Here is a 26,263-nt window from a genome sequence, read left to right on the forward strand (position 1 = left end):
TGAAAAAGACGCCAACAAATCCGTGAGCAGGCGCCTTTTCTACATTAAAAGAAGTTCATTCAGCGTGTGCTCAGCCAGGCAGGCGTACCTTGGCGTATGGCTCGCGGTCGATGTCCAGCACTTCCACGCACAGCTGGATATCCAGCCCGGCCTGCTCGGGGATGGCCTCACGCAGCACCTCCAGCAGGCTGGCGGACAGTTGCGTTTTCACCTCGGGCGAGCGCCCGCTGAGGATGGCCAGGCGCACATGGGCAAAGGCACGCTCACCGGGAGCGGTGCCCACCCGATAGTGCTTGAAGGCTTCGGCGCGGCTTTTGATGTCGGCCTCGTCGGCGAACTGGCCACTGCCGACCAGGGCGTGATTCAGACGCAGCAGCAGGACGTCGACATTGAGCTCGCGCAGGTTGTCGCTGTATTCCAGGTTCAGGTGAGGCATGGTGCGGGTTCCGGGTCAAGGGGGAGATACGACAGCCTAACCCAGTCCCCTACCTGCGCAAAGGCGACTATCCTCAAAGGTCAGAACCATTCGCCAACCCCCGACAGAGGTGAAGAAATGCCAGTTCCGCATGATCTGCTCGCTGACCTGCACGTTACCGCTGATGCATTCCAGGCGCTCATGGACAAGGACCAGACGCTGCACTCACTGCACAAGGAATACAACGCCAAAGACAAGGAGGTAGTCGCCGCCGAAGGCAACGGCACCAACGACGAAGCCGTCAACCGCCTGCGCAAGGAGCGGTTGCTGATCAAGGACAAGATCGAACGGATCATTCATCCGCCCAAATCCTGAACGCCAGTTCCCGCGTTACCGGCAAGCCATCCTTCACGCGCGCCTGGCGAGGCCTTCGTGAACGGCCGGCTTGCCGGCCGGCCAATACCGACGACCCTGCACTCAGCGCCCTCGCGTTCTCGCAACGCTTGGCACCTGCGCCTTGGCCGGGCTGGCCAGGGTGCCGAAAGGCATCACCGCACGCACCTGAGGCGTTTCGCAGCTGTGCAGGCCGAGGAACACCGTCACCACCTCATGCACATGCCGCGCGGCCTGCTCCCCTTCCAGCGGTTCGCAGATTCCGATCAGCACCCGGAAGTAATCATCACCCTTGAGCAGGCAGAAGAAGCGCTCCGCCGCCTTCTGCGGGTCCTCGATGTGCAAGCGGCCTGCCAGCGACGCGCGCATCAGCAGGTTGGTCATTTCCCTGAGCATGTGCCGTGCACCGGCCTCGTAGAACATGCAGGCCAGCTTGGGCTCCTGATTGGCCATGGCGACGATGACCCGCTGCAGGGCTACAGCCTCGCTGCTGCAGATCAGCTCCAGGTACTTGATGCCGATATTGAGCAACACCGTCTCGATGCTGGCATACGGTGAAAATTCGAACAGCCGCTCAGGTAGCTGCTCATCGCACTTGGCCGTTATCGCCGCGGAGAACAGCGTGGCCTTGTCTCGGTAATGGTTGTACACGGTCAATTTCGAAACACCCGCTTCTGCGGCGATGGCATCCATGCTGCTACCCTCGTAGCCTTTGCTCAGGAACAGGCTCTTGGCCGCCTCCAGCACCGCTTTACGTTTGGCCTGATCCTTTGGGCGCCCCGATTTGCTCACCAGTACTGTTTGCTTGGTCATGTGGTTTTCATTCCTTTGTTGTATTGGCAGACGCGGCTTGCAGCGAGGCAAGCCGGCCTGGTCAGGATTTGCGGTTTTTGGCTACCCGGTCAGATAAGCCAGGCTCGCAAGGTTTAAAGCACCGATGACGTGCGCGGGTCAGCGTGGATCAATGCTCGGTAGCGCGACTGCGGCGCTTTCAACACCACCCGGCGCTGGACGCCTGAGAAAGTGGTGAATGACATAGGGAATGCCCAGTGCGTTGCAGAGCAGCGATACCAGGACCGCCAGCGCGCAGAACAGGCCAAACAATCGGGTGAAGTAGGACTCCCCTACCCCGAGTACGAGGAACCCGGCACACAGCACCAGGCCGCCGACCCACAGGGCTTCACCGACATCGTCGAAGACCAGCCTGACCACCTGCCGGGCCGTCAGCTGCGCCGGCGCTTGCCTGGCGTGGTAGAAGCAATGCAGCGTCGCATCCACCACCAGCCCGAACATGATGCAGCCGATCATCGAAGTGCCCACGTTGATCGACAGCCCCAGGGCGCCCATCACCCCGAACACTGCCACCAGCGGCAGGATGTTGACGATCACCGCTACCACCGCTGCCGCCCAGGAGCGGGTGAGGATGAAAAACGCCACGAGCATGGACAGCACGGCCGACAACAGGCTCCACGCCATGCCGTCGAGCAGCAGCTTGACCATCACCGACTGCATGACCGAGTAGGAGGTCAGATGATGCTCGAAAACGCCGGGATGGCTGTCCAGATAACCCTGGACCTGATCCAGCACTTGCTGCAGTTGCGCATGCGGCATCTGTTGCAGGCGGATGCGCACCCGGGTGAACTGGTTGTCATAGTCGATGAAGCGTTTCAGGTCATGGTCCGGCCCGGCCAGCGAGTAGGTGAACACATACTGTTCCGCGCTCTCACGGCTGGGCGGCAGGGCCTGCTGACGGCTATCCCCACCTTCCACTTCACGGTGAATGTCCTTGAGGAAATCCACCACCGACAGGCTCTTGTCCACGCCCGGGATCTGGCTGATGAACCCTTGCAACGCGACAATCTCGCGCAACGCCTCGGGCTCGAGCACGCCACCCGCGTGTTCGGTCGCAAGGCTGATCTCGAGGTTGGACACCCCGCCCAGCTCACGTTCTATGTAGTCTGTGGAAACGTGGATTGGCGCCGTCTTGTCGATGAAATTGAGGAACGAGGCTTCCACATGCAGGCGCCCGATCGGCAGAACGGCCAGCACCACCAGCGCGATCGAGACATAGGGCAGCAACCTGGGTGAACGGTACAGCGGCTCGAAGCGTTGCACCCACCTGGCATGATTTTTCGGCTCGCTTCGACGCACCCGGCGCGAAGCCGCGCATTCCAGCAGGAATGGCATTACCAGGCAGGACAGCAGGTAAGCGAAGATGGCTGCCAGTGATGCGATGACACCGAATTGACGAATCGGGGCCACCTCGCTGAGTGCCAGGTCGAGAAAGCCGAATGCCGTGGTGAGCGCGGTCAGGAAGCACGGCATGAGGTTCTGCCGCAAGGAAAACCGCACAGCATCCAGCACCGGCATCCCCTGGTCGAGCCCCTGACGATAGGCGCCCAGCAAGTGCAGGCAGTCCAGTACGGCGACGCACATCATGATCGATGGCAAACCAACCGTGACGGCGTTCATGGGCAAGCCCGCTCTGGCCATCCCGCCCAGCAGCAGTAGCGTGCACAGCGTCACCACTGCCAGCATCACCATCACATCGCCCAGGTTGCGCAGAAACACCAGCAGCAACACGAACAGGATCAGCGCGGTGAGCGGTATGAATGTCTGCAGGTCTTTCCACATGTCGCTGGTCACTTGCTGCTCTACGACCGGTTCACCGGCAACGTAGTACTTCGCATGACCGCTGTCGTTCATGATCGCGTGCACGCCCGACAAGATCCGCTCGAACTTGCCTTCGGTAGCCGCCAGGTTCGCTTCGAGCAGGATGGCCGTGACCTGGCCGTCTGGCGAGATCAGGTCACGAAGATACAACGGGCTGCCGAGCAGCTTGTCCACCACCCGTTGCCGGTCGTACGCAGCAGGGTTGGCCAAGGCCTTTTCAGCCGGCAGGATGTCCAGCGCCTGCTGCTCGCCAAGCATGATGTCGACCGAGGCAATGCTGGTTGCCTTGGCCACATCGGGTAGCTGCTCCAGGCGCGTGGTCAGCGCCTGTAAGCTGGCCATCTGCTCGCCGGTGAACAGCGATTGAACCGGCAAGGCGATCACCAACAGGCGGTCATCGCCGAACCGTTGCCTGAATTGTTCGTATTGCTGGCGTTCGAGGTTGTCCTCGGGCAGGAAGGTATCGATCGAAGCGTCGAAACGCAGGTTCATCACACCAGGCGCAACCGCCAATACGACCAGTACCACCCAAAGCGCGTTGAACCGGCGCCAATTGATCAGAAATCGAATTATTGCTTCCATGCCCATGTTGGTCATCTCGCCCACCGGCGATCCTGTTTGTTATGGATAGAACTTCAACTGGTCCCTGCGACCAATTGAGCGATGATTATTCCTGCCAACGCGAAGAGGCAGACGATGCCCACGGCATAAGACAGCGTGCGCCATGGCTGCCAGCGCGCCAGATAAGTCACGGTGTGAACGACGCGGGCAACGGTGAACAGCGAGAACAACCACACCGCCGGTTCGGCCGGCCCGTCCAGCAGGACGTAAATACCGCCGAGCACGAAGAACAATGGAATGTTCTCGAGGTCGTTCATCCAGGCCTGGGATGCCCGTGATACCTGGGGCAGTTCTTCGGCACTGGCGGCCCTTCCGACAAAACTCGCATCTTCGGCATTCTTGAATGTCATGCGGCCGATGCGGTAAACGCCTTGGTAACATGAAATGGCAAACATCTTTAAAAACAGCACCAACACGCACAGGGTATAGCTGTAAAGAACTACGCTCATATCTACTCCTTTAGATCAACTTTCCGGTCTAGGACTTTAACGTCCCGGGGGCCAGCCCCCGGGGCCGTCACAGTATAATGGTCATAGCCCGGTCAGGCGGCACCTAAAGCGATACGCGACGGACGAACTCCTCGGTGTCGAACTCGAACGCAAGTTTCGCGCCGGTGGCCTTGTCCGAACCCCAGCCTTCCTTGAGCACGGTCATTACCGTCTGGCGGAAGCGTGGCGAGGTAATCCACATCAGCGAGAACATCTTGTTGCCCATGATCATCTTGTTGATCGCCCGCGATGCAATCGCCAGCGAGGGGACCGGCGTTTCCACGCAGTGCCACCACCAGTGCGGGGAAAACAGCACGTCCCCCGCTTCCAGCGTGGTGGTGTATTTGGGGATGTAGCGATACAACGGGTAGCCGTCCGCTTCGATCTCGTCATGGCTTTTGCGCCAGTCGAGCATGGTGGCGGCGTAGAACATGTCCTTGCGCGTGATCGGGTGCATCCACATCGAATGCTTGGGATGCACGAACGTCCATTTCTTCACGCCATTGATCATGGTGAACAGGTTCGGCCCGCCAGTGCAGTGCCACCCCGAGATCACCCCACCGGCCGAGAGGAACATCTGCGTCGACATGATGCGTTTGTCGCGCGTGCTCAGGTACTTGCCCAGGGTTGCCAGGTCGAGTTCCTGGCGCAACTCGGGGTGCTTGTTGAACAGGTCTTCGGTGTGGCCCGGGTAGTAGGTGCCACCACCGAGAATGTTCTCGACCACCTCTGCGATCGGCAGGTCGATGTACTGCAACGCCTTCTCGTTCAGCTCGTTGCCGCGCACCCGGGTGGCCACCTTCACATCGCCGTAGTGTTGCGCCAGGTATTCTGGCGTCCATTTGCGTACCGACTCCCAGTGTTTGGCCGCGCCACGGAATACCACCGGGGTGTTGGGCTCCAGGTAGAGCTTGTGGAAGTTCTCGGCTGACAGCGCGTTGATGTCGACCTCGGGCACCGGCAAGGTCGGGCCGTCGCCATACGCCCTGGACTGTTCCTGGATACGCGCCTCGATACGGCGGGTGCGCTCGATGCAGGCGGGGGTACCGTAGGGGCCATGTTCCTTGCGCCCGACCAGGTAGTACCGACGCAGGAAGTCCGCCCAGTAGCGGCTGCGGGTGAGCCAGTCGATCTTCGGATCGTGGCTCAGATCGATGGTCGGGAAGTCCGCCTGTGCGAAACTGTTGTGCGACCTCATTGCTTTGTCCATTGCCTTGCTACTCCCTGCTGGGTCATTGAGATTGACTGTTGAACTGCGGCTCGGCATCCCGCGCCACGCTGGGCGCGGATCGGCTACCGAACAATCTGGCCAGGGCCTGTACCCCCCAATCGGTCAGGCCGATTTCCTGTAGTTCGGCCATCGCCTCGCCGAACAGGAACTGCCTGACGTGCGGGCGCAGTTCCAGCGCCAGCAGGTCGATGCGGATGGCCACGGCGGGCGTGTTGTACTTGCTGTAATAGCGCACCTCGGATATGGCACCGACGCCCATGAAGCGATACAACGCCTGGTGCTTGGGTGGCACGGCGAACACCACATCGGTGCAGTCACGGCTGAACTTGGCGTGCTGCAGGGCAATACGGAACAGCGAGTACACGCACAGCATCCGGTCAGGGTCGTGAATGCTGTAGTTCATCGCGCCGAAATGCTCGGTGCCGACCGCCAGCATGCCGAACTCGACGAGGCGCCTGCCTTGTTTGCGCAAGGGCTCCAGGCAGTCGGCAAATACCGCGTCCATGGGCAGCCCCTGCTCCGAATCGGGAATAGAGGTCAGGGTCATGGCCACGGCCTGCTCCACCTTGCCAACGAACGTCACCGTCTGCGGGTTGAGCAGAAAACCGTTGGTGTACAGCCCATTCTCGGCCGGCTCGGCCAGGCCTTTGGCGAAGTAGGCGTCATACACCAGGCGATAGGCGGCCTCTCGCTCGTCGACGGACTTGGCCTGGGTTAGCGACAGCGGCACCGCCGCACGCTTGTCGGTGGCCGGGCAAAGCGGCTGGAACCCGCCAACACGCCCGGCTGCCGCAACGGCCTGGTCAACGCGCAGGCGCTGGCAGAGCTGTTTGACATCGCGCGGCCACTGCCGTGACACCTGCGTCGCACAGGGGCTGCAACGTACCGAAGCAAGCTTGCCCGGCCCGTTCGCCTGTACCTGCACGACCTGCGCCTCGAAGGCAATGTCGCGCCGGGCAATCTCGTCCTTTCCCGCCAGTGCCAGCACCTGCCCGGGTTGCACGGCCAGTTCCAGGTCCAGCGTCAAGCTGCTCTCGCCCAGCTCGCGCAAATACGCGGTCACCGGCACGCCTTCGCCATCAGCGCCACGCAGGTTCACGGTCCAGGGCATTGCGCCTGCGTCAACGCCGCTTCTTTCCACGTCGGTATTCAACATAGGTCTCATCAGCATCACTTCCCATTTTTTTACGTGAACATCCCTATCGGTACTTTCTGAACCCTTGCTCATCACCCAGCGCGTTTTTCTCCCTGGCCAAACAACACCTGGGGTTGCGCTGCCGGGGCCTGGCGACGAGGCGTGACCCGCCGCACCACTGGCAGGGTGATCACCGTCGCCAGCAGTGCGACCACCATGAGAATCGCGTAGAGGTCTGGCGTGATGACGCCGATTTCCAGGCCTACGGTGAGCAAGATGATTTCCATCACGCCTTTGGTGTGCATCAGGGTGGCGAGCACGAATGCGTCGGGCCGGTCCAACCCGGTGAAGCGCGCAGCCAGGTACGAACTCCCAGCCTTGCCCACCGCCCCCACCAGGAAAAACAACCCGCCCCAGGCCAGCAGCCCCGGCCAGCTGGCGGCATCGATCTGCACGTTCATCGCGGCCGTGCCAAAGAACAGCGGCGCGAAGAACAGGTTCACCAGCGGTTGTGGGCCTTTTTCCCAGAACTCGCGCAGGCCCTTGTGCTTGCGGAAGGCAATACCGGCGACGAATGCGCCGATGGTGACGTGGGCGTTGGCCAGGTCGGTGATGACGCAGAAGGCGAACAGCACGATCAAGGCAGCGATCAAGGGCCTGGACGGGTCGCAACCCGCAGCTGCCCCCGCCGCCCCTACCAGGCGGCGGCTGACCACCAGTTCGGCGACCGCCACCAGCACCACCAGGGTGATGGCGGAATAGAAAATGCCCGACGTGCCTTTGCTCGACAGCACCACCAGCACCAGCGATAAAGCGAACCAGGCGAGGATGTCGGTGATCACCGCGGCATTCATCACCAACGGCGACAATGAACGATGCGGGAACCGCGGATCAGCGAGGATCCCGGCCAGCACCGGAACCGCCGTGGCGCCCATGACGACGCCGAAAAACAGCATGTACGGCAGCCGCTCGACATGCCCTGAAAACACACCATGGCTGACATGCCCGAGCAGCATGCCCGCCAGGCCCGCGCCAATGAAGCCGCACAGGGCAATCGGCAAGGCCTTGCCTGCCTTGGCTTGCGCTGGGCCAGGTTCTGTCGCCCCGGCTTCCAGGCCAAGGCCGAACATGATGAAGATCAGGCCGATTTTGCCCAGCACCATCAACCCCGAAAGGTTGGCGAACAGTGCGCTGCTCAGACCCGGGTCGAATGCACCGAGGACCATGGGCCCGACAACCACGCCGGTCAGCAGGTAGCCGATGACGGCGGGTTGCCCCAGCCAGTAGCTGATGCGGCCCAGGCAATGGGAGATCCCGAGGATCACCAGTAACTGCAGGAAAATGCTTGCTGTGTTCATGGCCATTCAGTCCTTGGCTAGCGGGTTGCATGCGTGCTGCCCATAAGCCCGCCGCGGGTCCGTTACGCGGCTTTGCCTGGTAAACCAGGCATGCGCAGAAACGCCCAGCAGCGCGATCAGGCAGACCATGACGCTGTAGATGATCGCGGCGATGGCCATGTCGACACTGCCAATCAGGCTGGCGATGACCATCGCCAGCGCGCTGTTCTGGATGCCGATCTCGACAGTGATCGAGCGCCGCTGCTCGCGGCCCAGCCCGGCCAGCCACGCCACCAGCCAGGCCAGGCCCATGGTCGCGCTGAACAGAACCAGCAGGCTGGCCCCCAGGCGCGAGGCGTAGTCTTCGAGCAGCGCGTACTCCCGGACCACCACGGTCAGGATCATCAGCATCAGGAAGGCGAAGCCGAGCAGGCGCAGCGGCTTCTGCAGCCGAACGCTGGCGTTCGGCCATTGACGGGCGATCAGCATGCCCAGGGCCAGCGGCAGCAAGGTGAGCAGAAACAGCCGCCATACCGTTTCGCCCATCGGCAGGCGCACCTCGTGACTGAACAGGCCGAAGTGCGCCAGGGCCAGCGAGGCCAGCAACGGCACGCTGACAAACGCCACGCAGCTGGAAATCACGGTAAGCGAGATCGACAGCGCCACATCGCCCTTGACCAGGTAAGTGATGGTGTTGGAGGCCACGCCGCCGGGGCACAGCGCCAGAATGATCACGCCTAGTGCCAAGGCGCCGTCCAGCGCGAACAGCCAGGTGACCCACACGCCCACCAACGGCAACACCACCACCTGGCCCAGGGTACCGATCACCACACCCGCAGGCGCTCGGAGCAGGTTGGCAAAATCCGCGACCTCAAGGCCCAGCCCCATCCCGATCATCATCACGAACAGGATGACCGGCGCCAGGGTCCTGGCCAGTTCTATGGTTTCCATGTGCATGCCTCTGAAGTGTTCGCGGCGAGTCGAGCCTGGAGAAAGGCCACGACCTGTTCCTGGGCCTGGTAAGTGGGATGGCTTGGGTGGTCGACGTAGCTCACCCCCAGCACCGAATGGGCCCAGCGGCCGATCCCGTGCGGGTTGCGCGCACTGGAGTCGATTTCGCATGCCACGAAGCGCTCGCCGAAGGCCTGTTTCAGGCTTTCGAAGCGCGCGTTCGGCACTGCTGGGTCGCCCGTGAAGCGCAGCCCCAGCACCGTGATGTCCTGCTCGCTGGCGCGCCGGCTGATGGTTTCCAGTACCGCGTGCTCTAGGCCCAGTGCCCCTGCTTTGCCAGCAGACAGGGCAAACGGCAGCGACGGGTTGGCGAGCACCGGGGCAATCACCGCGGCATCCGCCATCATGGCCAGGCCGAAACCACCGGTCAGGCACATCCCGATCACGCCTACGCCGGGCCCGGCACAGGCCTCGTGGGCGCAACGGGCCAACGCTCGCAGCCAGTCGGTGATCGGGCTGCGGCGCCGGCTGGCCAGCACCTTGAACTCCCGCGAGATGCACACCTTGCCCATGCAGCTGGCCACGGATAACGCCGAAACCCGCACCCCGGGCTCACCGAACAACACCGGCAGCCAGACGCTCAGGCCGGCGTCTGCCAGCCGACGGGCCAGGCGCACCACCCCCTCATGCAACCCGGGGACCTCATGCATCAACAACACGGCCGGCCCTTCGCCCAGGCGAAAGACCTGGCGCGACACGCCTTCATGAGAGAAGCGGAAGTCCGTGAAACCTGCGAACAGTCCGCTGGAGAATGCTGTATCGCTCATCGATACCATCCTTGGTTGAAACATTGGGAAGGGCGGCGCTGCCGATTTCGCTCATGGCCGGCACCGCCAGCGGTCAGGCGAAATCGTGGGCCCGGCCGGCCTTGTGTGGCTGGCCCCGGTCGCGCGGCGCCTGCTGCACTGGCGCCATGCGCAAGTCTTCAAGACGCAAGCCCAGTTCGCGCAGCGAACGGTCGATATGCCGGCCCATGAAAATCCGCCGGCGCACCATGAAGTCCATCAGCGCGAAAATGATCCGCCAGCGGGTACGCCCCGCCTTGCCTTCGCGCACCAGCTTGGCGAACTCCGGTTTGTACGGGTTGTAACCAAGGTGCTTGAGGTCCGAATACATCAGCAGCCAGTTCAAGGTGAAGTTGCTCAGTACCGGGTTGGCGTGCACCTTGTCCTGGACCAGCCCCAGTTCGATGACCGCCCTGGTGACACCTGCCTGGTCGTAGTCCCAGGCATGAAACGGGGCCAGAATGCGCGGCAGCCTGACCTGCCCAGGGTATTGCTGCGGGTTCCAGAACAGCGCCCGCTCGTGCTCCTCGAACACCCCGTTGGCGAACAATTCATGCGGCGTCCAATCCTGGGCAATACGTTCCGGGGCCATTTCGTAGAGCATGCGTTCGGGCTCCGGCTGGCCAGGCGAATAGCCGGTGAAAATCAGCGGGATGTCTTTCTCGAGGGCAAACCGCAACAGGTCGCCCTCACGAATATCCAGCCAGAAATAGCAAACGGTGTGCACCGCCCCCTTGGGGCCTTGATTCATCAGCAGGTGGCGGATGAAGCGGCGGTAGACACTCTGCACCGGGCGGTGCACGTGATGGTCTACCCCCAGGGCCTTGATGGTGCGGCGAATGTTGTCCCAGGTTCTGGGCGGTATGTCGTAGTCGCTGGTATACGCCAGCACTTTCAGCCCGTAATCCTTCACCAGCCGATGCAAGAGGTAGCAACTGTCCTTGCCGCCGCTGAAGGAAACGATGCAGTCGTACTGCCTGCCACTGCCCTTGGCGGCGCGTAGCGTCGACTCCAGATCGTGCTGAAACTGCATGCGCCGCGCCTCCTGGCGCTCATTGCCACCTCCCTGTGCTACGCGGCACAGGTTGCAGATACCGTCAGAGTCGAGTGCCACCCCTTCGACGGCATCGGTCAGCAAGCAGGTGACGCACACTTTCTTGAACATACCGACCAGCTCCTTTCTATCCTTGTCGTATTCGAATAACAGTCCGTGTCAGATCACGCGCCGACCGTCGCCCGGCTGTGCTGCAGGCGGGCGTAGGCCTGCCGGGCCAGTTGCAAGGCCTCACCGAGGAAATCGCCATAAGCGGTCAGTGCCCGCTCGCCAATGGCAACCAGGTGGTCGGTGAACTCGGGCTTGGCCTTGATCAAATTGGCAACGACGCGGAAGTTGATATCGGTATGGCCAAAGTCGAAGCGGACATGTTCGGCCAGGAACGAAATGCTTTGCTGGCCACGCTCGCACAATGCCGCGCTGCAGGCTTTCATCAGCGGTGGGCCATATTGCGTGGTGATCAATTCAATCTCGACATCGATTGCAAGTTCCGCCCATGGCGCATCGCCCGCTACAACATCCTTGTGCAACTGGTGATAACGGCGCACCGACGGCGTCAAGTTGGAAACCAGCAAATCGTCGGCATTGAACGGCATACCCGGGTTGTTCAAGTTCCACAGGTCGACCAGTTTGCGCACATCCGCAGCCGCCCATTCGTGATGGCCATCTTCTTCTTCGGTGTGTTCCTTGAAAAACTCGGCCAGGTCATGCAGGCCCAACGCCTCGCAGCGCATGCCGGCGGTGGCCAGATACTCGGGGATAGGCGTTGTCAGCGCGGCACTCATGGCGCTCCAGTAGATCATGAAGAGGTTCAGCAACCGAGGCTCCATCGGCGCGTTGAACAAGGCCTGTACATCTTCACGGCTAGCAAACCTTTCCCGCGCCACGGCCATACGTGTCTGGTACTCGTTGATCATTTCCGGGGTCAATTCAACATTCATTTTTCACGCTCCTTTGTAGGATCAATTAAAACCTTATATATCCAGATTTCGGCTGCACGCGGGTGCAAGCACCAACTTGTCGGTTCTTGTCCAGCGTTAACCTTTACCGCCAATCGATGTACCGCACGTTGTTTGATCAGAAGTAGTAATGAACCCCCGCATACAGTTGGTCGTTATCTCGAAACTCACCGAATATGCCTTCGTCATGCCCGGCAAAGTGCATGCCGCCGGCCCGCAGCTCCCAGTCGTCGGTCACCCGCCAACGCACTTGCAAGCGCATGAAACGGTCAGTCATGTTCATGAACTCGCGCCCCTGGAACTCCAGCCAGACATCCTCCCCTTTCAAGGGAACATTGACCCGCCAGGTCACGCTCGGCCGGTATTTGTCCGGTTGCATCTGGCCGTTGTGGTTGCGGATGTAATCCAGGGTGTACTGCAGGTTGACGTAGGTACGCGAAGCGAAGGTGTAATCCATGCCCGCCACGCCCCTGAGCGTGTCCCGGCGTTCCACCAGGCCGGGTACGCTGAGGTCGTAGGAGACGTAACCGGCGTCGGTCACGTAGGCCAGTTCCCCACGCAGGCCGATGCCGTCGCGCCCCGATTCGAACGCGATCGAGCTGGTGTGCTGGCGGGCGTGGTACGGCTGCACCGTGCCGATTGCCTTGCCCCCCGGGTCGAACCCCTGGATATCGGCACGAAACGCCGCCAGCTGCTCGAAGTGATAGGCGTAGTTGAACGACAGGTCGTAATTGTCACCACGCAACACCCGGCGCAGCGCGAACACGCTTTCACCCAGCCCGCCCGACTCGATGGCGGTGGACCGCTCGCGCAGGCCCAGGCCACGCACATAGTTGTTCTCGACGAACAAGCTCCACTCTTCCCCTGGCTGCGCCAGCAGGTCCTGGCGGAACTGCGGCTGCCAGACCATCTCCACGAAACCGCCATCGTCGAGGAAGTAGCGGCCACTCACCGCCGTCACCGGCCACTTGCGCTCAAACCGGGTATGCACCAGGAAACTGCGAAAATCCTGCGGGGTGAAGCTGTCGATCACGCTGACTTCATCGGCCACACCCCACTGGATCACCTGGCGACCGATACGCCAGTTGGTGCTCTCGCCATCCCATTCCACGAATGCCTCCCAGAGCCGGACCTGGCTTTCGTTCTCGTCAGCCGTGCCGCGCATGTCCTTGTGCTCCAGTTCCATATCCGCCGACAGCACCGTGCGCAGGCCATCGCCCTGATGGTCCAGTTCCACCCGGGCACGCCCGCGCTGGCCGCTGTCCAGGTTGGACTTCAACGCGCTGGAGCCCACTTCACCACCGCTGCCAAGCCCGGCGGCCGAACGCACATCGACAAAGCCGGTGACCGTGCTCTGCCCGTGCGGGCCTGCCCATGCCTGGCTGCTCGCAAGCGGCCCAGTGGCCATCAGCAGGGCAGCGGCCAGCCCATGGAGGTAACCGCCCATTCACTCCACCATCCCGTTGGTTGCCTCATCGACCACCCGCTGGATCTCTGCCGGGTAGGCAAAGTGCTCGATGCCTTTCTCCATCTGCCGCACCGATACCAGTGCAGCGGGCAGCCCGACATTCACCTGGACCCAACGTCGCTCCAGTTCGGTCTGGTGGCCATTGCGAAAATCCTTCACCTGGACCAGGCGCTCGTAAAGCGCATCGCCGTAAGCCCGGACATCGCTGCGCCGGACTTGCTTGATCAACGTGCCCACGCTGTCGAAGAAGTCGATCCGGCTGGGGAAATAGCTGCCATCCGCACGAATGTAATAGCGGCGCTTGGCATAAGCGGAGTTCGACGAAGGCTTGGCCACGCAGTCGATGACATGCACGGCAAAGCCGTCCTCGCTGGCCTGCTCCACGTAGCGGTAGGTCCAGTCTTCGAGGTTGAGCTTCTGCAGGTCCTCGTAGATCAGGTCCGAGCCCACCCAGGTCTGGTGCTTCGAGGAAACCCGCCTGACCCGGCTGGCGGCCGGCAGGAACAGATACTGCAAGTCCTCGGCATCACGCACTTCCTCGTTGAAAGTGGCGATGTTGCGGATGCTGCGCGGGTAGAAGAACTTTTGCAGGTCGAGATCGCCTTGCTGGCTTGCCAGGTGATACCACAGCAGGCCACGCTGGCGGCGCACGCCTGCCTGGTCGGTCAGGGTCACCATCAGCATCGACACCGAGTCGTTGCCAATCGGGCGGCCTTCGGAGCGTTCGATCACTGCCCTGGGCTCCTCGGCCGGCGCCGTGGCCTCCGCCAGTGCCAGCGTCGGGCAACACAGCCAGGCAAGCAGGAATATCCGCTTCATGCGTGCATGCCTCCCGCCTGTCGATAGGTCGCCAGCAAGCCACCGGCCATGCCTTTAGGGCGGTACACCTCCTCCAGGCCGACAAACTGGTCGGTTTCTGCCAGAGCCGCGCGAATGGCGGCTGCAGCCGCCTCCAAAGCGCGCTGGCTCTTGCCGGGTACCGCAATCGCGAAGCGCACCTGAGCATCCCCCTGTTCGCTCGAAGCGCCTGGGTTGAGCGCGCCGCGTACACCGTGGCTGACATACAGGTGATTGAGGAACGCGCGCGCCGGGCACAGGTGCGCTGCCATGCCGGCGAACGCCGCGCTGCCATGCAGGAACAGCCCATGCGCACCGGCACTCAGCCCGCGACCGGCACCCACCAGGCCATGCAGACGACGCACCTGATCAATGCGTGCACGTACGCGTTCCACCAGGCCGGACGGCTCGTGCATCGCCGCCAGCAGCCGGCGCTTGCCCATCAGGTCCAGGCCGCTGCCGAAGATCAGCGCCTGGTCGAGGCATCGCTCGAACAAGGCACGCTCACGCAGCGCCAGGAACCCGCCGATGGTCGTCGGCATTTCCTTGGTCGCACTCATCAACACACCGTCAGCCAGCTCGCACATGGCCTTGACGATGTGCAACTCGTCACTGTCGTACCAGCCGCTGGCGTGTTCACGGACCAGGCAGGCATTGCTGATGATCCGCGTCGCATCGAGGATCAGCGCAATGCCGTGCCGGGCAGCCACTGCCTTGATTGCCTGCAGGTTCTCGACCGACATCGGCGCACCGCCGATGGCGTTGGTGCACGGTTCCAGCACAATGAACGGCACCCGCTGACGCCCCACGCGACGGATGGCGCGCTCCAGCGCGGCACTGTCGAGGTCGGCAGCGAACGCGCCGTTGCCATCGACCGTCGTCACGCTGCACAGCGAAGCGCCCTTGAGCCGAACGTGAGCCTCGAGCGTGGGGAACGGCGCACTGCCCAGCACGCAGTCCCCTGGTGACACCAGGGCATTGACCAGCAAGGCTTCGGCCAGCCGCCCCTGGGCCACGGCAATCACCTGTGGCAGGTTGAAAAGCCCGGCGAAGGCATTCGACAACTGCTCGTCCAGCTCGCGGTCAGCGTCCTGCTGTGCGGGGAAGCTTGGATAGGCCCGGTGCATCAGGCTGTCTGTCTGGTAGTCATCCAGCACCAGGCGTGACGGTACCAGGTCGAGGTTGAAGCCGTGCCGGACGAGAATCTGCGCACGGCCTTCGGCGGTTTCTGCCTGCAACGTCATGCCAGCGCCCCTTGCGTGACGTCGAGCACCTTGTGATTCATGCGGTTGAGGTCGAAGAACATCACCTTCGGCAGCACGATCGGCTCGCGGAAACCCGGCACCAGGTCATGCAGCAGGTAGTTGACGCACTCGGTCGCCAGCAACGATGTGGCGATCAGCACGCCAACCGCTACCGTCGGTACCTTGCCGACTTCCAGGCTGCGGACGATGGCCTGCATGTGCTGCGGCACGAAGATTTCGTCGAAAACCCGTGGTAGCGAACCCTGCTCCTTGGCGCCCTTGAGCGTCTCGGTCCAGTAATCCATGGCCAGCCCATCGGGCGCGGAGCACAGGGCGAAACAGCCGAAGCCCATGATCGGCCCCGCGACGCTGAACACCCCTCGCTGGCGTGCCTTGGCGTGGATCGATTCGCGCAGCACGTGGGTGACGTTGGCGTCCAGGCAGTCGACCAGGATATCCGCGCCGCCGAGGAACTCGTCCTGGTTATCGGCAGTGATACCCTCGACGAAAATCTCGACCTTCGCCTGCGGGTTCAGGTCGAGAATCAGCTCGCGATAGACCAGCGCCTTGTTGCGGCCCAGCGTGGCCCCGGTCGCAGCCCATTGGCGGTTCATGTCCGGCGGATCGAAAACCCCCGGGTCCGCCAGTTTGAACGTCTGTACGCCCATGCGGCACAGCGTCAGGGCCATGGCGCCGCCCACGCCGCCGCAGCCGGCGATGACCACGCAGCTGGAAGCCAGCCTGTCGATGCCTGCCTCGGTCAAGAGTGCAAGCGAGCGGTTCAGCATATTGTCGTTGCTCATCATGAGCCTCCTTGTTTCCACCTATGTAAATCTTCGCCTCGGGGTTGCCGAACGCTTGCCCGGCCCCCCGCAGACGTCTGATCCAGCCTTGCCATCCTGCGCAACGGGCGTGACGCAACTTGTTGCGGCCCGGTCGATGACCCGGGGCCTTGCTGCCCACACCATTAAACTAACGAGTCAATTAAGTAACCAAATTCCAAACACAACTCCGCCGCCATGCAAGTTCAAGACGCGTAACAGAGCGCTGAACGGGCATTATTAAAACTGTCAGTTCATTATCACCATTATTAAACTTGAACGTTTACCCGCATGCTTTCCAAGCGCCTATATTGTTAAACCGGCAAGTTTAATTCCGACCTGGAAAAACCCTGAAAAACCGGTTCGAAACAGGCAGCACGACAGGTATCACAGCCTCGGTGACAGAAAATAATATTCTTATAGATCAACAAGATACTGAACAAGAAACGAAACCATACCCACGCATTGGCCGTAGCCGCTTGCGCACAGGCAGGTGCACTTCCGATACGCCCAGGTACATCGCCTGGCGTTTTCCGGAAGAAACAGTCATTAACTTATAACGAAGACGATACTAAACGCAGAACCCACACTATTCAAGCAACTATTTTTGCAGCTTTGAATTTCCGGGATATTTGCGACGCACTCCGACACGCAGCGACATCTCTGCGCTGGCGTATTAAAACTGAAATATTCGACTTTTGTAGCGGGCGTTTATCCAGGCAAGCGCAGCCTCGACAACGGTCGTGTCGAGGCTGTACCTGGCAGCGGCGGTGGCGTTACGCCACGGCCATGGCCGCGAACGCGGCATTCAGGTCGTCGATCAGGTCGCGGTGATCCTCGATCCCCACCGACAGGCGCAGCAGGTTTTCGCTGATCCCCATCACGCCCTTCTGCTCCGGACTCAGCGAGCAGTGCGACATGCTCCAGGAGTGGTTGATCATGCTTTCCACGCCACCCAACGAGTCGGCCAGCACGAAGATCTGCAGCGCCTCGACCAGGCGGTTGAGTGCAGCGCGGTCGCCCTTGACCTTCATCGCCACCACCGCCCCGCCACTGCGCATCTGCCGTTTGCACAGCTCATGCTGCGGGTGGCTTTCCAGCCCCGGGTAATACACCTGCTCGATCTGCGCATGGCCTTCCAGGAAGCGCGCTACCTGCAAGGCATTGGCACACTGGCGCTCCATGCGCACATCCAGGGTCTTCAGGCCGCGCAAGGCCAGGTAGCAGTCGAACGGCCCCTGCACCGCACCAATCGCCATGCTGATGCGGCGCAGGCGCGCCAGCAGCGCTTCATTGGCCGCGACCACCACGCCCCCGGTCAGATCGGAGTGACCGCCGATGTACTTGCTGGCCGAATGCATCACCAGGTCGACACCCAGGCTGATCGGGCGCTGGTTCCAAGGCGAGCAGAAGGTGTTGTCGATACAGGTGAGGATGCCCCGCGCCCTGGCCAGGTCGCACACCGCCTTGATATCGACCAGGTGCAGCAGCGGGTTGGTCGGCGACTCGATCCAGATCAGCTGGGTATTTGGTTGGATGGCGGCAGCCACGGCGTCGAGGTCGTTGAGGTCGACGTAGGTGGTGGTCAGCCCCGAGGTGTGGCTGCGGTAGTCTTCGAGGATGCGGAAGGTGCCGCCGTAGACACCGTTCATCACCACCACGTGCGCATCCTTGGGCAGCAGCTCGAGCACCGTGGCGGTGGCGTTCACGCCCGAGGCGCAAGCGACCGCGCCAACGCCCTCCTCCAGAGCGGCGACACAGGTTTCGTAGGCATGCCGGGTGGGGTTGCCGACACGGCTGTAGGAGTACTCCGGCTTGTCGTCCAGGCTGCGCTTGGTGAACGAGCTGGCGGTGACGATCGCCGGGAAGATGGCGTTATCGGCGACGCTGAACTGCTCGCCGGCGTGAATGGTACGGGTGGCAAAATTGCGCAGCTTGTCGGACATGGTCAGGCCCATTGGCAGAGAGAAAGCCACCACTATCGCACAAGCCAAAACTTCCAGGCTTGGGGTAATCTGTGAAATATTTTTCGCCACGGCCCCCGCGCAATATGGACAGCTTCGACCAGCACATTCTCACCCTGCTTCAGCGCGATGCGTCGATCTCGCTCAAGGACCTGGCCGAGGCCGTCAACCTGTCTACCACGCCGTGCTGGAAGCGGGTCAGGCGCCTGGAGGAAGACGGCTACATTGTCGGCCGCGTAGCCCTGCTCGACCCGGAACGGCTGGGGCTGGGGCTGACGGTGTTCGTCCAGCTCAAGACCCAGCGCCACGACAGCGCCTGGCTGGAGCAGTTTGCCGCGACCGTGACCGGGTTCGAAGAGGTTATGGAGTTCTACCGCATGTCGGGCGACTGGGATTACATGCTGCGGGTGGTGGTGGGGGATATTGCGGCGTATGACCGGTTCTACAAGAAGCTGATCACCAGTACTGACGGGCTGTCGAACATCACGTCCAGTTTTGCCATGGAGCAGATGAAGTACACCACGGCTTATCCGGTGCATCGTTCCTGATTCCTGTATGGCAGTACCGGCCCTATCGCCGGCAAGCCAGCTCCCACAGGTACGTCACAGGGTTCTGAAATCTGTGCGGTCCCTGTGGGAGCTGGCTTGCCGGCGATAGGGCCCTTGCAGGCTACCTGTCAATCCGCGGCCAGCACCGCCGCAATCCGGCTCCCGGCCTTGGCCTTCTCGACCTTGATCGCCACAAACTTCGAAGTCGGGGTATAAGTTCCCTCGCCATAGCTTTCCAGCGGCACCAACGGGTTGGTCTCCGGATAATAGGCCGCCGCCTGCCCCTCGGGCACGTCATACGCCACCAGGCGGAACCCCGACACTCGCCGCTCCACGCCATCTTCCCACAGCGACACCAGGTCCACATGTTCGCCCGGCTCGAAGCCCATCCGGCGAATGTCGACTTCGTTGACAAACACCACTTCACGCAGGCCGAACACCCCGCGATAACGGTCGTCCAGGCCATACAGGGTGGTGTTGTACTGGTCGTGCGAGCGCAGGGTCTGCAGGATCAGGTCGGGCTTGTCGCCGCGCGCCAGCACCTTGGCATTCACCAGTTGCTCCGGCAGCAGGTGCGGGCTGAAGCGTGCCTTGCCAGTGGCCGTGCGCCAGGTACGGTCGGCAGCGTTGTTGCCCAGGTGGAAGCCGCCCGGGTGCTGCAGACGCTCGTTGAAATCGGTAAAGCCGGGAATCACATCGGCAATCATGCTACGGATGCGGCCATAGTCGGCAACAGCGTATTCCCAGTCGATCGGCTGCTTGCCCAGGGTCGCCTGGGCCATGCCGGCGATGATCCACGGCTCCGAGCGCAGGTGCGGCGAGCGCGGGCGCAGCTGGCCGTGGGAAATGTGCACCATGCTGAAGGTGTCCTCCACGGTCACGCCTTGCGGCCCGTTGGCCTGCATGTCGATTTCGGTACGGCCCAGGCATGGCAGGATCAACGCATCGCGGCCGGTGACCAGGTGCGAGCGGTTGAGCTTGGTGGAAATCTGCACGGTCAGCGCGCAATTGCGCATGGCGGCATGGGTGCGCGGCGTATCCGGCGTGGCCTGGGCAAAGTTGCCCACCCAGGCCGATGAACACCTTGGCCCGCCCCTCTTCCATGGCCTTGATCGCCAGCACCGCGTTGTGCCCGTGGGCACGCGGCACACGGAAGCGGAAGCGTTTTTCGATGGCATCGAGCAGCGCCGCCCCGGGCTTCTCGTCGATGCCCATGGTGCGGTCGCCCTGCACGTTGCTGTGGCCACGCACAGGTGACAGACCGGCGCCGGGCTTGCCAACATTACCGCGCAGCAGCTGCAGGTTGACGATTTCCTGAACGGTCGGCACCGAATGACGGTGCTGGGTTACGCCCATGGCCCAGCACATGATTACCCGTTCGGCCTTGCGGTACATGCGCGCGGCCAGTTCGATCTCGGCCTGGGTCAGGCCCGATTGCTCGACGATGTGCGCCCAGGGCGTGGCATCCACGGCTTCCAGGTAGGCGTCGATGCCACTGGTGTGCTCGGCGATGAAGGCATGGTCGAATACTGCCGGCTCGCCGTTGGCCTGGGCCTCGCGCTCCCACTGCAGCAGGTACTTGGCAATGCCGCGCATCACTGCCATGTCACCGCCCAGGGCCGGTCGGAAGTAGGCCGTGTTGGTTGGCTCGGAGCCATTGCTGAGCATCTCGAACGGGTGCTGCGGGTGCTGGAAGCGCTCCAGGCCGCGCTCTTTGAGCGGGTTGAAGCAGACCACCTGGGCACCACGCTTCACCGCTTCACGCAGCGGTTCGAGCATGCGCGGGTGGTTGGTGCCAGGGTTCTGGCCGATGACGAAGATGGCGTCGGCCAGCTCCAGGTCATGGAACACCACGGTGCCCTTGCCCACGCCGAGGGTTTCCGACATGCCCACGCCGCTGGCCTCGTGGCACATGTTCGAGCAGTCGGGGAAGTTGTTGGTGCCGTAGGCGCGGACGAACAGCTGGTAGAGGAACGCCGCCTCGTTGCTGGCCCGGCCCGAGGTGTAGAACTCGGCCTGGTCGGGCGAATCGAGTGCGCGCAAGTGCTGGGCTATCAGCGCAAAGGCTTCTTCCCAGCTGGTTTCGACATAGTGGTCGGTGGCCGCGTCGTAGCGCATCGGGTGGGTCAGGCGGCCCTGGTACTCCAGCCAGTAGTCGGTCTGTCCGGCCAGCGCACTGACGCTGTACCTGGCGAAGAACGCCGGGTCTACCGAGCGGCCGGTGGCCTCCCAGTTGACCGCTTTGGCGCCGTTTTCGCAGAACTTGACCATGTCGTTTTCCGGCGACTCGCCCCAGGCGCAGCCGGGGCAGTCGAAGCCGCCGTTCTGGTTGGTCTTGAGCATGGCCCGCAGGTTCTTGAAGGCATTGTCGCTGCCCAGCCAGCTCTTGGTCACGCTCTTGAGCGCCCCCCAGCCGGCGGCGGCGCCCTTGTAGTCCCTGATATGTTGGTCCTGGCTCATGCGATGAATCCTCACGCTTCGATGCTTTTTTTCAGCCTATGGAGCGCGGGGTAGAGCCGTCCAATCGAAAGATCTTACGGGGTGATAGGCGGTTTCGATCATGCATCGGGGGTGATGATAGAAACGGTCGATCAAATGGTCGGGCAAAGCAATTTGACGGCCTTGCCCCCAGGTTATAGCTTGGAGTGCAGTCCCAACCCATTCGAGCGCGAACGTGGAACAGAACAGCCGGGCCCTGATCGACGGCTTCAACCGGAAAATCGACTACCTGCGGATGTCGGTCACCGACCGCTGCGACTTCCGCTGCGTGTACTGCATGGCCGAAGACATGCAGTTCCTGCCGCGCCAGCAAATCCTCAGCCTCGAAGAACTGTTCCAGGTGGCCGAGCGCTTCGTCGCCCTCGGCACCCGCAAGATCCGCCTGACCGGCGGCGAGCCGCTGGTGCGCCAGGGCATCGTCGACCTGTGCGGGCGCATCGCCGCCCTGCCCGGCCTGCGTGAATTGTGCCTGACCAGCAATGGCTCGCAACTCGGGCGCCTGGCCCAGCCGCTGTTCGACGCTGGCGTGACGCGCCTGAACATCAGCCTCGACAGCCTGGACGCCGACCGCTTCAAGCAACTGACCCGCACCGGCGACCTGCACCAGGTGATCGCCGGCATCGACGCCGCCCGCCAGGCCGGCTTCAAGCGCACCAAGCTCAACTGCGTGGTCCTCAAGGGCCGCAACGATCATGAACTGGTCGACCTGGTACGCTTTGCCATCGACCGCGAACTGGACATCACCTTCATCGAAGAAATGCCCTTGGGCGTGATCAGCGAACATGAACGCGGCGAGTCGTTCTGCTCCAGCGATGAAGTACGTGCGCTACTGGCCGAGCAGTTCACCCTGGTCGAGTCGACCGAGTCGTCACATGGCCCGGCCCGTTACTGGCGCCTGGCCGAAGCCGCCAACACTCGGGTCGGCTTCATTTCGCCACACAGCCACAACTTCTGCGCCACCTGCAACCGCGTGCGCCTCACCGTCGAAGGCCGCCTGCTGCTGTGCCTGGGCAATGAGCACTCGGTGGACCTGAAGCAGGTGCTGCGCGCCCACCCCGGCAACCCCGGGCGCCTGGAAAAGGCCATTCGTGATTCATTGCACCTCAAGCCCTATCGCCATCATTTCGAAGTCGGGGGCGACGTGCAGATCCTGCGTTTCATGAACATGACCGGCGGCTAGGCAGCCGCCCCTGGATTTCCATGATCGTCCACCCCACCCCCGATGTGCTGCGTGTGCTGTTCACCCTCAAGGGTTCGATCGTCAAGCGCATTGCCCTGCGCTGCCTGATGGTGACCCTGCTGGCCGCACTGATCGTGCTGGTCGAGCGCCACTACCCGGCGTTTTTCTACCCGGTCAGTGCCACGCCGTTCACCTTGCTTGGCCTGTCGCTGTCGATCTTCATGAGCTTTCGCAACAACGCCTGCTACGACCGTTGGTGGGAGGGGCGCAAGGCCTGGGGCAAGCTGATTATCGAAACCCGCTCGTTCGTGCGTGAAAGCGTGGTGATTACCGACGAAACCCTGCGGGCCGAACTGTTGCGCAGCCTGTGCGGCTTTGCTCATGCGCTGAATGCGCGGCTGCGTAACGAGGACGAATTGGCCGCCGCCCGGCCCTGGCTGGCCCGGCCCGAAGCGATCAGCCCGCACAATGTGTGCGATGCCATCCTGCGCGAAATCGGCGGGCATTGCTCGCGGCTGGCCGAACGGCAACAGATCAGTGACTGGCGTTACAGCCTGCTGGAGCAACGGCTGGCAGGCCTGACCGAAGTGCAGGCCACCTGCGAGCGGATCAAGGGCACGCCGTTGCCGTTCCCCTACACACTGTTGCTGCACCGCACCATCTACATCTTCTGCCTGCTGCTGCCGTTTGCCCTGGCCGAACCGCTGGGCTGGCTGGCGCCGCTGTTCACCACCATCGTGGGGTACACGTTCTTCGGCCTGGATGCGATTGGCAACGAACTGGAAGACCCGTTCGGGCGCGATGAGAACGACCTGCCGACCGATGCCATGGTGCGGACCGTGGAGCGCGATGTGCTGGCTGGGTTGGGGGAACAACAGCTACCGCCGGCGTTGTTGCCGGTGGACCATGTATTGAGCTGAGCGATTGTTGTTGCCTGTCCTGGCCTCTTCGCGGCGGTTCGACGCCTCGACTTGCCCGCTCCCACAGGGTCATCACTGCCCTCAAGACCTGTGCAGTACCTGTGGGAGCGGGCAAGTCGAGGCGTCGAACCGCCGCGAAGAGGCCGGTACAGGAAAGCACTCAGCCCCGGCTTGCACAGGCCTCGATCGGCTTCAGGTGCTTGACGAAGTTGCACGGCCGGTGCCGCGCATCCAGTTGCTCCGCCAGGATGCCCTCCCACGCCGTACGGCAAGCCCCGGTGGACCCAGGCAGGCAGCACACCAACGTGCGGTTGGACAGCCCGGCCAGCGCCCGGCTCTGCACGGTCGAGGTGCCGATATCGAGAATCGACAAGGCCCGGAACAGTTCGCCAAAGCCATCGATGCGCTTGTCCAGCAGGCACTCTACGGCTTCCGGCGTGCTGTCACGCCCGGTAAAACCGGTACCGCCGGTAATCAGCACTACCTGCACCTGCTCATCGGCAATCCAGGTGGCGACCTGGGCGCGGATCTTGTAAAGGTCGTCCTTGAGCAACGCCCGCGCCACCAGGCGGTGGCCGATCTCCACCGAGCGGCTGGCCAGCAGCTCACCGGAGGTGTCGTTGTCGTAGGTACGGGTGTCGCTGACGGTCAGCACGGCAATGTTGAGCGGTACGAAGACCGCGTCGGGTTGGACGCGCACGGTGGGGCTCCTCAAGTGGCATTGCTGCCACGCTAGAGGCATGGCCCAGGGGCGTCCAATCGATATGGCGTACCGACTGATCAATGACATCTATCGCAGACGTGGGTTAAGGTCTGCACAACCCGCTACCAGGCACTTCCATGGACATCAAGCAGCTCAAATTCCTCATCGCCCTCGACCAGACCCGCCACTTCGGCCAGGCGGCGGCGCTGTGCCATATCACCCAGCCGACGCTGTCCATGCGCCTGCGCAACCTGGAGGACGAGCTGGACCTGGTACTGGTCAAGCGCGGCCAGCGCTTCGAAGGTTTCACCGAGGCCGGCGAGCGCATCCTGGCCTGGGCCCGCACTCTGCTCGCCGCCCACGACGGCCTGCAGGCCGAGGCCGCCAGCTGCCGTGGCCAGGTGGTCGGCAGCCTGCGCCTGGGCACGGTGCCGCTAGCCAGTTTCAACCCCATGCACCTGCTGCTGCCGCTGCGTGAAAAATACCCCGAGCTGCACTTCCAGCTCAGCTCGCTCAGCTCGGAACAGATCATCGACGGGCTCAGCCGCAACCAGCTCGACCTGGGCATCTGCTACCTGGACCAGGTCAACACCAGCTTCTTCGAAGTAATCGAGCTGGGCACCACCACCATGGGCCTGCTGCACGATACCCGGCACTTCCAGTTCACCGCCGACACCCTGCGCTGGGACGAACTGGGCGACATTCCGCTGGGCCTGCTGAGCAAAGGCATGCATTACCGCCAATCGCTGGACCTGAGTTTCCGCAGCCGTGGCCTGGAGCCGAATGCGGTGCTGGAAAGCGATTCGAGCTTCCAGTTGATCCAGGCCATCACCACCGGCATGTGCTGCGCAGTCATGCCGCTGGACTGCGGCCTGGAAGACCTGAGCGAACACCTACGCATCCTGCCGGTGGCCGACGCCGCCATCCACAGCCCGGTCGGCCTGCTGCTGCGCCGCAGCGAGCCACGTTCGGCGATCGCCGAACAGTGCTTCGATGAGGCGCGGGCGCTGTTTCAGGCCAACTGATCGCTGGTTGCCTGGCGGTACTGCCGCGGGGTGAAGCCGGTCAGTTGCTTGAACTGGCGGCTGAAGGCGCTGTGGTCGGTATAGCCACAGCACATCGCCACTTCGGTGATCGGCAGTTCCGAGTGCAGCAGGCGGTGGGCATGTTCCAGGCGTGCCTTGTGGATCATCTGCCGTGGCGTCAGGTGGAACACGCGCTTGCAGTAGCGCTCCAGCTGGGCCACGGAAATGCCGGCGATACGGGTCAGCTCGCCCATGCTGATCGGTTGGTGAAAATGCCGGCGGATATGCTCGTCCACCGCCGCCAGGCGCTGGTAGGCAGGGTGGCTGTCGGAGGCTGACTGCAAGTCGACCGAGATGCCGACCAGGCCGATGATCTCGCCGGCCTGGTTATACAGCGGGCGCTTGTGGGTCAGGCACCAGCCAGGCTCGCGGCTGCCGTACAGGTGCAGTTCCAGCTGGTCTACCAAAACCAACCCTTCCTTGAGGACACGACGATCCTGCTCGGTGTAGCCGGGGCCCAGTTGTGCCGGGAACACTTCGGCGCTGGTCTTGCCCAGCAGCGGTTGCAGGCGCTTGAGGCCGCAGCGCTGGACCAGGGTGTTGTTGGCCAGCACATAGCGGGCGGCCGGGTCCTTGATGAAGATCGCGGCGTTGGGGATGGCGTCGAGGATCGGCAGTAGCAGGGACACCCCGGCGAGCAGGGCCTCTAGGGTGGCAGGGCGGTGCTGGTCGAGGGGACTGGTAGAGGGTTGCCAGGGGGGTGTCGGTCATCTGTCGGTTCTCTGTTGGCTGTGCCGGCCCTTTCGCGGGCGTGCCCGCGAAGAGGCCAGCGCTACCAACACACCTCTACAGCCCTTATACGGTATGGCTTACAGCCTATCCCCCACCCTTCCGGCCCGCCACTGTTTTTCTGCAACTGTGCCGATTTCGTCATTCCGCCTGCAGAAAACCA

22 protein-coding genes and 2 pseudogenes are annotated in these 26,263 nt (G+C 62.6%); 5 read left to right on the top strand and 19 right to left on the bottom strand.

Going from position 1 to position 26,263, the window contains the following annotated elements:
• Positions 1 to 70: 70 nt before the first annotated feature.
• Positions 71 to 436, bottom strand: a complete 366-nt coding sequence (locus QIY50_03935; protein ID WGV21417.1) for a 5-carboxymethyl-2-hydroxymuconate Delta-isomerase — start codon at positions 434 to 436, stop codon at positions 71 to 73.
• A 117-nt stretch (positions 437 to 553) separates the two neighbouring features.
• Between QIY50_03935 and QIY50_03940 the strand changes: the two genes are divergently transcribed.
• A complete protein-coding gene (locus QIY50_03940; protein ID WGV21418.1) occupies positions 554 to 790 on the top strand; it encodes a YdcH family protein in 237 nt (78 codons plus the stop codon).
• A 102-nt stretch (positions 791 to 892) separates the two neighbouring features.
• Here the strand turns inward: QIY50_03940 and QIY50_03945 are convergent, their stop codons facing one another.
• The 15 genes from QIY50_03945 to QIY50_04015 all read right to left on the bottom strand — a co-directional run bounded on the left by QIY50_03945 (position 893) and on the right by QIY50_04015 (position 18,430).
• Positions 893 to 1,621 carry a TetR/AcrR family transcriptional regulator gene (locus QIY50_03945; protein ID WGV21419.1) on the bottom strand — a complete coding sequence of 243 codons (729 nt, stop codon included), beginning with the start codon at positions 1,619 to 1,621 and terminating at the stop codon, positions 893 to 895.
• A 138-nt stretch (positions 1,622 to 1,759) separates the two neighbouring features.
• Positions 1,760 to 4,078, bottom strand: a complete 2,319-nt coding sequence (locus QIY50_03950; GenBank protein WGV22998.1) for an MMPL family transporter — start codon at positions 4,076 to 4,078, stop codon at positions 1,760 to 1,762.
• A 38-nt stretch (positions 4,079 to 4,116) separates the two neighbouring features.
• Positions 4,117 to 4,551, bottom strand: coding sequence for an MAPEG family protein (locus QIY50_03955; protein ID WGV21420.1), 435 nt, complete (start codon positions 4,549 to 4,551; stop codon positions 4,117 to 4,119).
• Positions 4,552 to 4,654: 103 nt separating this feature from the next.
• Positions 4,655 to 5,788 (bottom strand): cupin-like domain-containing protein, encoded by a 1,134-nt coding sequence (locus QIY50_03960; protein WGV21421.1) that lies wholly within the window; start codon positions 5,786 to 5,788, stop codon positions 4,655 to 4,657.
• Positions 5,789 to 5,822: 34 nt separating this feature from the next.
• Positions 5,823 to 6,932, bottom strand: coding sequence for a hypothetical protein (locus QIY50_03965; protein ID WGV21422.1), 1,110 nt, complete (start codon positions 6,930 to 6,932; stop codon positions 5,823 to 5,825).
• A 116-nt stretch (positions 6,933 to 7,048) separates the two neighbouring features.
• A complete protein-coding gene (locus QIY50_03970; protein ID WGV21423.1) occupies positions 7,049 to 8,314 on the bottom strand; it encodes a cation:proton antiporter in 1,266 nt (421 codons plus the stop codon).
• 6 nt (positions 8,315 to 8,320) lie between these two features.
• Complete coding sequence (locus tag QIY50_03975) at positions 8,321 to 9,244, bottom strand: bile acid:sodium symporter family protein (protein ID WGV21424.1); 924 nt, start codon at positions 9,242 to 9,244, stop codon at positions 8,321 to 8,323.
• Entirely contained in the window at positions 9,232 to 10,071 is an 840-nt protein-coding gene (locus QIY50_03980) for a dienelactone hydrolase family protein (GenBank protein WGV21425.1), read from the bottom strand. Before QIY50_03980 ends, QIY50_03975 begins: the two co-directional genes overlap by 13 nt.
• Positions 10,072 to 10,144: 73 nt before the next feature.
• The gene (locus QIY50_03985; GenBank protein WGV21426.1) at positions 10,145 to 11,254 is read right to left on the bottom strand and encodes a hypothetical protein; all 1,110 of its coding nucleotides are present in this window, start codon (positions 11,252 to 11,254) and stop codon (positions 10,145 to 10,147) included.
• A 53-nt stretch (positions 11,255 to 11,307) separates the two neighbouring features.
• A complete protein-coding gene (locus QIY50_03990; GenBank protein ID WGV21427.1) occupies positions 11,308 to 12,084 on the bottom strand; it encodes a hypothetical protein in 777 nt (258 codons plus the stop codon).
• Positions 12,085 to 12,220: 136 nt separating this feature from the next.
• Entirely contained in the window at positions 12,221 to 13,549 is a 1,329-nt protein-coding gene (locus QIY50_03995; protein WGV21428.1) for a hypothetical protein, read from the bottom strand.
• Positions 13,550 to 14,389 (bottom strand): outer membrane lipoprotein-sorting protein, encoded by an 840-nt coding sequence (locus QIY50_04000; protein ID WGV21429.1) that lies wholly within the window; start codon positions 14,387 to 14,389, stop codon positions 13,550 to 13,552.
• The gene (locus QIY50_04005; protein WGV21430.1) at positions 14,386 to 15,651 is read right to left on the bottom strand and encodes a beta-eliminating lyase-related protein; all 1,266 of its coding nucleotides are present in this window, start codon (positions 15,649 to 15,651) and stop codon (positions 14,386 to 14,388) included. Before QIY50_04005 ends, QIY50_04000 begins: the two co-directional genes overlap by 4 nt.
• A complete protein-coding gene (locus QIY50_04010) occupies positions 15,648 to 16,454 on the bottom strand; it encodes a ThiF family adenylyltransferase (protein WGV21431.1) in 807 nt (268 codons plus the stop codon). Before QIY50_04010 ends, QIY50_04005 begins: the two co-directional genes overlap by 4 nt.
• A gap of 794 nt (positions 16,455 to 17,248) precedes the next feature.
• Entirely contained in the window at positions 17,249 to 18,430 is a 1,182-nt protein-coding gene (locus tag QIY50_04015; GenBank protein WGV22999.1) for an aminotransferase class I/II-fold pyridoxal phosphate-dependent enzyme, read from the bottom strand.
• A 92-nt stretch (positions 18,431 to 18,522) separates the two neighbouring features.
• Here QIY50_04015 and QIY50_04020 point away from each other — a divergent pair, with 92 nt between their 5' ends.
• Complete coding sequence (locus QIY50_04020; protein WGV21432.1) at positions 18,523 to 18,984, top strand: Lrp/AsnC family transcriptional regulator; 462 nt, start codon at positions 18,523 to 18,525, stop codon at positions 18,982 to 18,984.
• Between the two features lie 128 nt (positions 18,985 to 19,112).
• On the opposite strand, the pseudogene QIY50_04025 reads toward QIY50_04020, so the two are convergent.
• Positions 19,113 to 21,444 (bottom strand): annotated as a pseudogene (locus QIY50_04025) (FdhF/YdeP family oxidoreductase).
• 214 nt (positions 21,445 to 21,658) lie between these two features.
• Between QIY50_04025 and moaA the strand changes: the two are divergent.
• Positions 21,659 to 22,663, top strand: coding sequence for a GTP 3',8-cyclase MoaA (gene moaA / locus QIY50_04030; protein WGV21433.1), 1,005 nt, complete (start codon positions 21,659 to 21,661; stop codon positions 22,661 to 22,663).
• A 20-nt stretch (positions 22,664 to 22,683) separates the two neighbouring features.
• Complete coding sequence (locus tag QIY50_04035) at positions 22,684 to 23,583, top strand: bestrophin family protein (protein ID WGV21434.1); 900 nt, start codon at positions 22,684 to 22,686, stop codon at positions 23,581 to 23,583.
• Between the two features lie 160 nt (positions 23,584 to 23,743).
• Here the strand turns inward: QIY50_04035 and moaB are convergent, their stop codons facing one another.
• The gene (gene moaB / locus QIY50_04040; protein WGV21435.1) at positions 23,744 to 24,283 is read right to left on the bottom strand and encodes a molybdenum cofactor biosynthesis protein B; all 540 of its coding nucleotides are present in this window, start codon (positions 24,281 to 24,283) and stop codon (positions 23,744 to 23,746) included.
• A gap of 140 nt (positions 24,284 to 24,423) precedes the next feature.
• Here moaB and QIY50_04045 point away from each other — a divergent pair, with 140 nt between their 5' ends.
• Complete coding sequence (locus QIY50_04045) at positions 24,424 to 25,311, top strand: LysR family transcriptional regulator (protein WGV21436.1); 888 nt, start codon at positions 24,424 to 24,426, stop codon at positions 25,309 to 25,311.
• On the opposite strand, the pseudogene QIY50_04050 reads toward QIY50_04045, so the two are convergent.
• Positions 25,299 to 26,082, bottom strand: a pseudogene (locus QIY50_04050) (AraC family transcriptional regulator). The gene QIY50_04045 and the pseudogene QIY50_04050 overlap by 13 nt on opposite strands.
• Positions 26,083 to 26,263: the final 181 nt, after the last annotated feature.

This window comes from Pseudomonas putida (assembly GCA_029953615.1).
Lineage (GTDB): Bacteria > Pseudomonadota > Gammaproteobacteria > Pseudomonadales > Pseudomonadaceae > Aquipseudomonas.

Bases quoted from the DNA above. Each gene is read 5' to 3' on its own strand.
- QIY50_03935 (WGV21417.1), bottom strand. From the start codon at position 436: ATGCCTCACCTGAACCTGGAATACAGCGACAACCTGCGCGAGCTCAAT.
- QIY50_04035 (WGV21434.1), top strand. From the start codon at position 22,684: ATGATCGTCCACCCCACCCCCGATGTGCTGCGTGTGCTGTTCACCCTC.
- QIY50_04000 (WGV21429.1), bottom strand. From the start codon at position 14,389: ATGAAGCGGATATTCCTGCTTGCCTGGCTGTGTTGCCCGACGCTGGCA.
- QIY50_04015 (WGV22999.1), bottom strand. From the start codon at position 18,430: ATGGGCCTGACCATGTCCGACAAGCTGCGCAATTTTGCCACCCGTACC.
- QIY50_04005 (WGV21430.1), bottom strand. From the start codon at position 15,651: ATGACGTTGCAGGCAGAAACCGCCGAAGGCCGTGCGCAGATTCTCGTC.
- QIY50_03990 (WGV21427.1), bottom strand. From the start codon at position 12,084: ATGAATGTTGAATTGACCCCGGAAATGATCAACGAGTACCAGACACGT.
- QIY50_03975 (WGV21424.1), bottom strand. From the start codon at position 9,244: ATGGAAACCATAGAACTGGCCAGGACCCTGGCGCCGGTCATCCTGTTC.
- QIY50_03995 (WGV21428.1), bottom strand. From the start codon at position 13,549: ATGGGCGGTTACCTCCATGGGCTGGCCGCTGCCCTGCTGATGGCCACT.
- QIY50_03970 (WGV21423.1), bottom strand. From the start codon at position 8,314: ATGAACACAGCAAGCATTTTCCTGCAGTTACTGGTGATCCTCGGGATC.
- QIY50_03945 (WGV21419.1), bottom strand. From the start codon at position 1,621: ATGACCAAGCAAACAGTACTGGTGAGCAAATCGGGGCGCCCAAAGGAT.
- QIY50_04010 (WGV21431.1), bottom strand. From the start codon at position 16,454: ATGAGCAACGACAATATGCTGAACCGCTCGCTTGCACTCTTGACCGAG.
- QIY50_03960 (WGV21421.1), bottom strand. From the start codon at position 5,788: ATGAGGTCGCACAACAGTTTCGCACAGGCGGACTTCCCGACCATCGAT.
- QIY50_03950 (WGV22998.1), bottom strand. From the start codon at position 4,078: ATGACCAACATGGGCATGGAAGCAATAATTCGATTTCTGATCAATTGG.
- QIY50_03980 (WGV21425.1), bottom strand. From the start codon at position 10,071: ATGAGCGATACAGCATTCTCCAGCGGACTGTTCGCAGGTTTCACGGAC.
- QIY50_03940 (WGV21418.1), top strand. From the start codon at position 554: ATGCCAGTTCCGCATGATCTGCTCGCTGACCTGCACGTTACCGCTGAT.
- QIY50_03965 (WGV21422.1), bottom strand. From the start codon at position 6,932: ATGCCCTGGACCGTGAACCTGCGTGGCGCTGATGGCGAAGGCGTGCCG.
- QIY50_03985 (WGV21426.1), bottom strand. From the start codon at position 11,254: ATGTTCAAGAAAGTGTGCGTCACCTGCTTGCTGACCGATGCCGTCGAA.
- QIY50_04045 (WGV21436.1), top strand. From the start codon at position 24,424: ATGGACATCAAGCAGCTCAAATTCCTCATCGCCCTCGACCAGACCCGC.
- QIY50_04020 (WGV21432.1), top strand. From the start codon at position 18,523: ATGGACAGCTTCGACCAGCACATTCTCACCCTGCTTCAGCGCGATGCG.
- QIY50_03955 (WGV21420.1), bottom strand. From the start codon at position 4,551: ATGAGCGTAGTTCTTTACAGCTATACCCTGTGCGTGTTGGTGCTGTTT.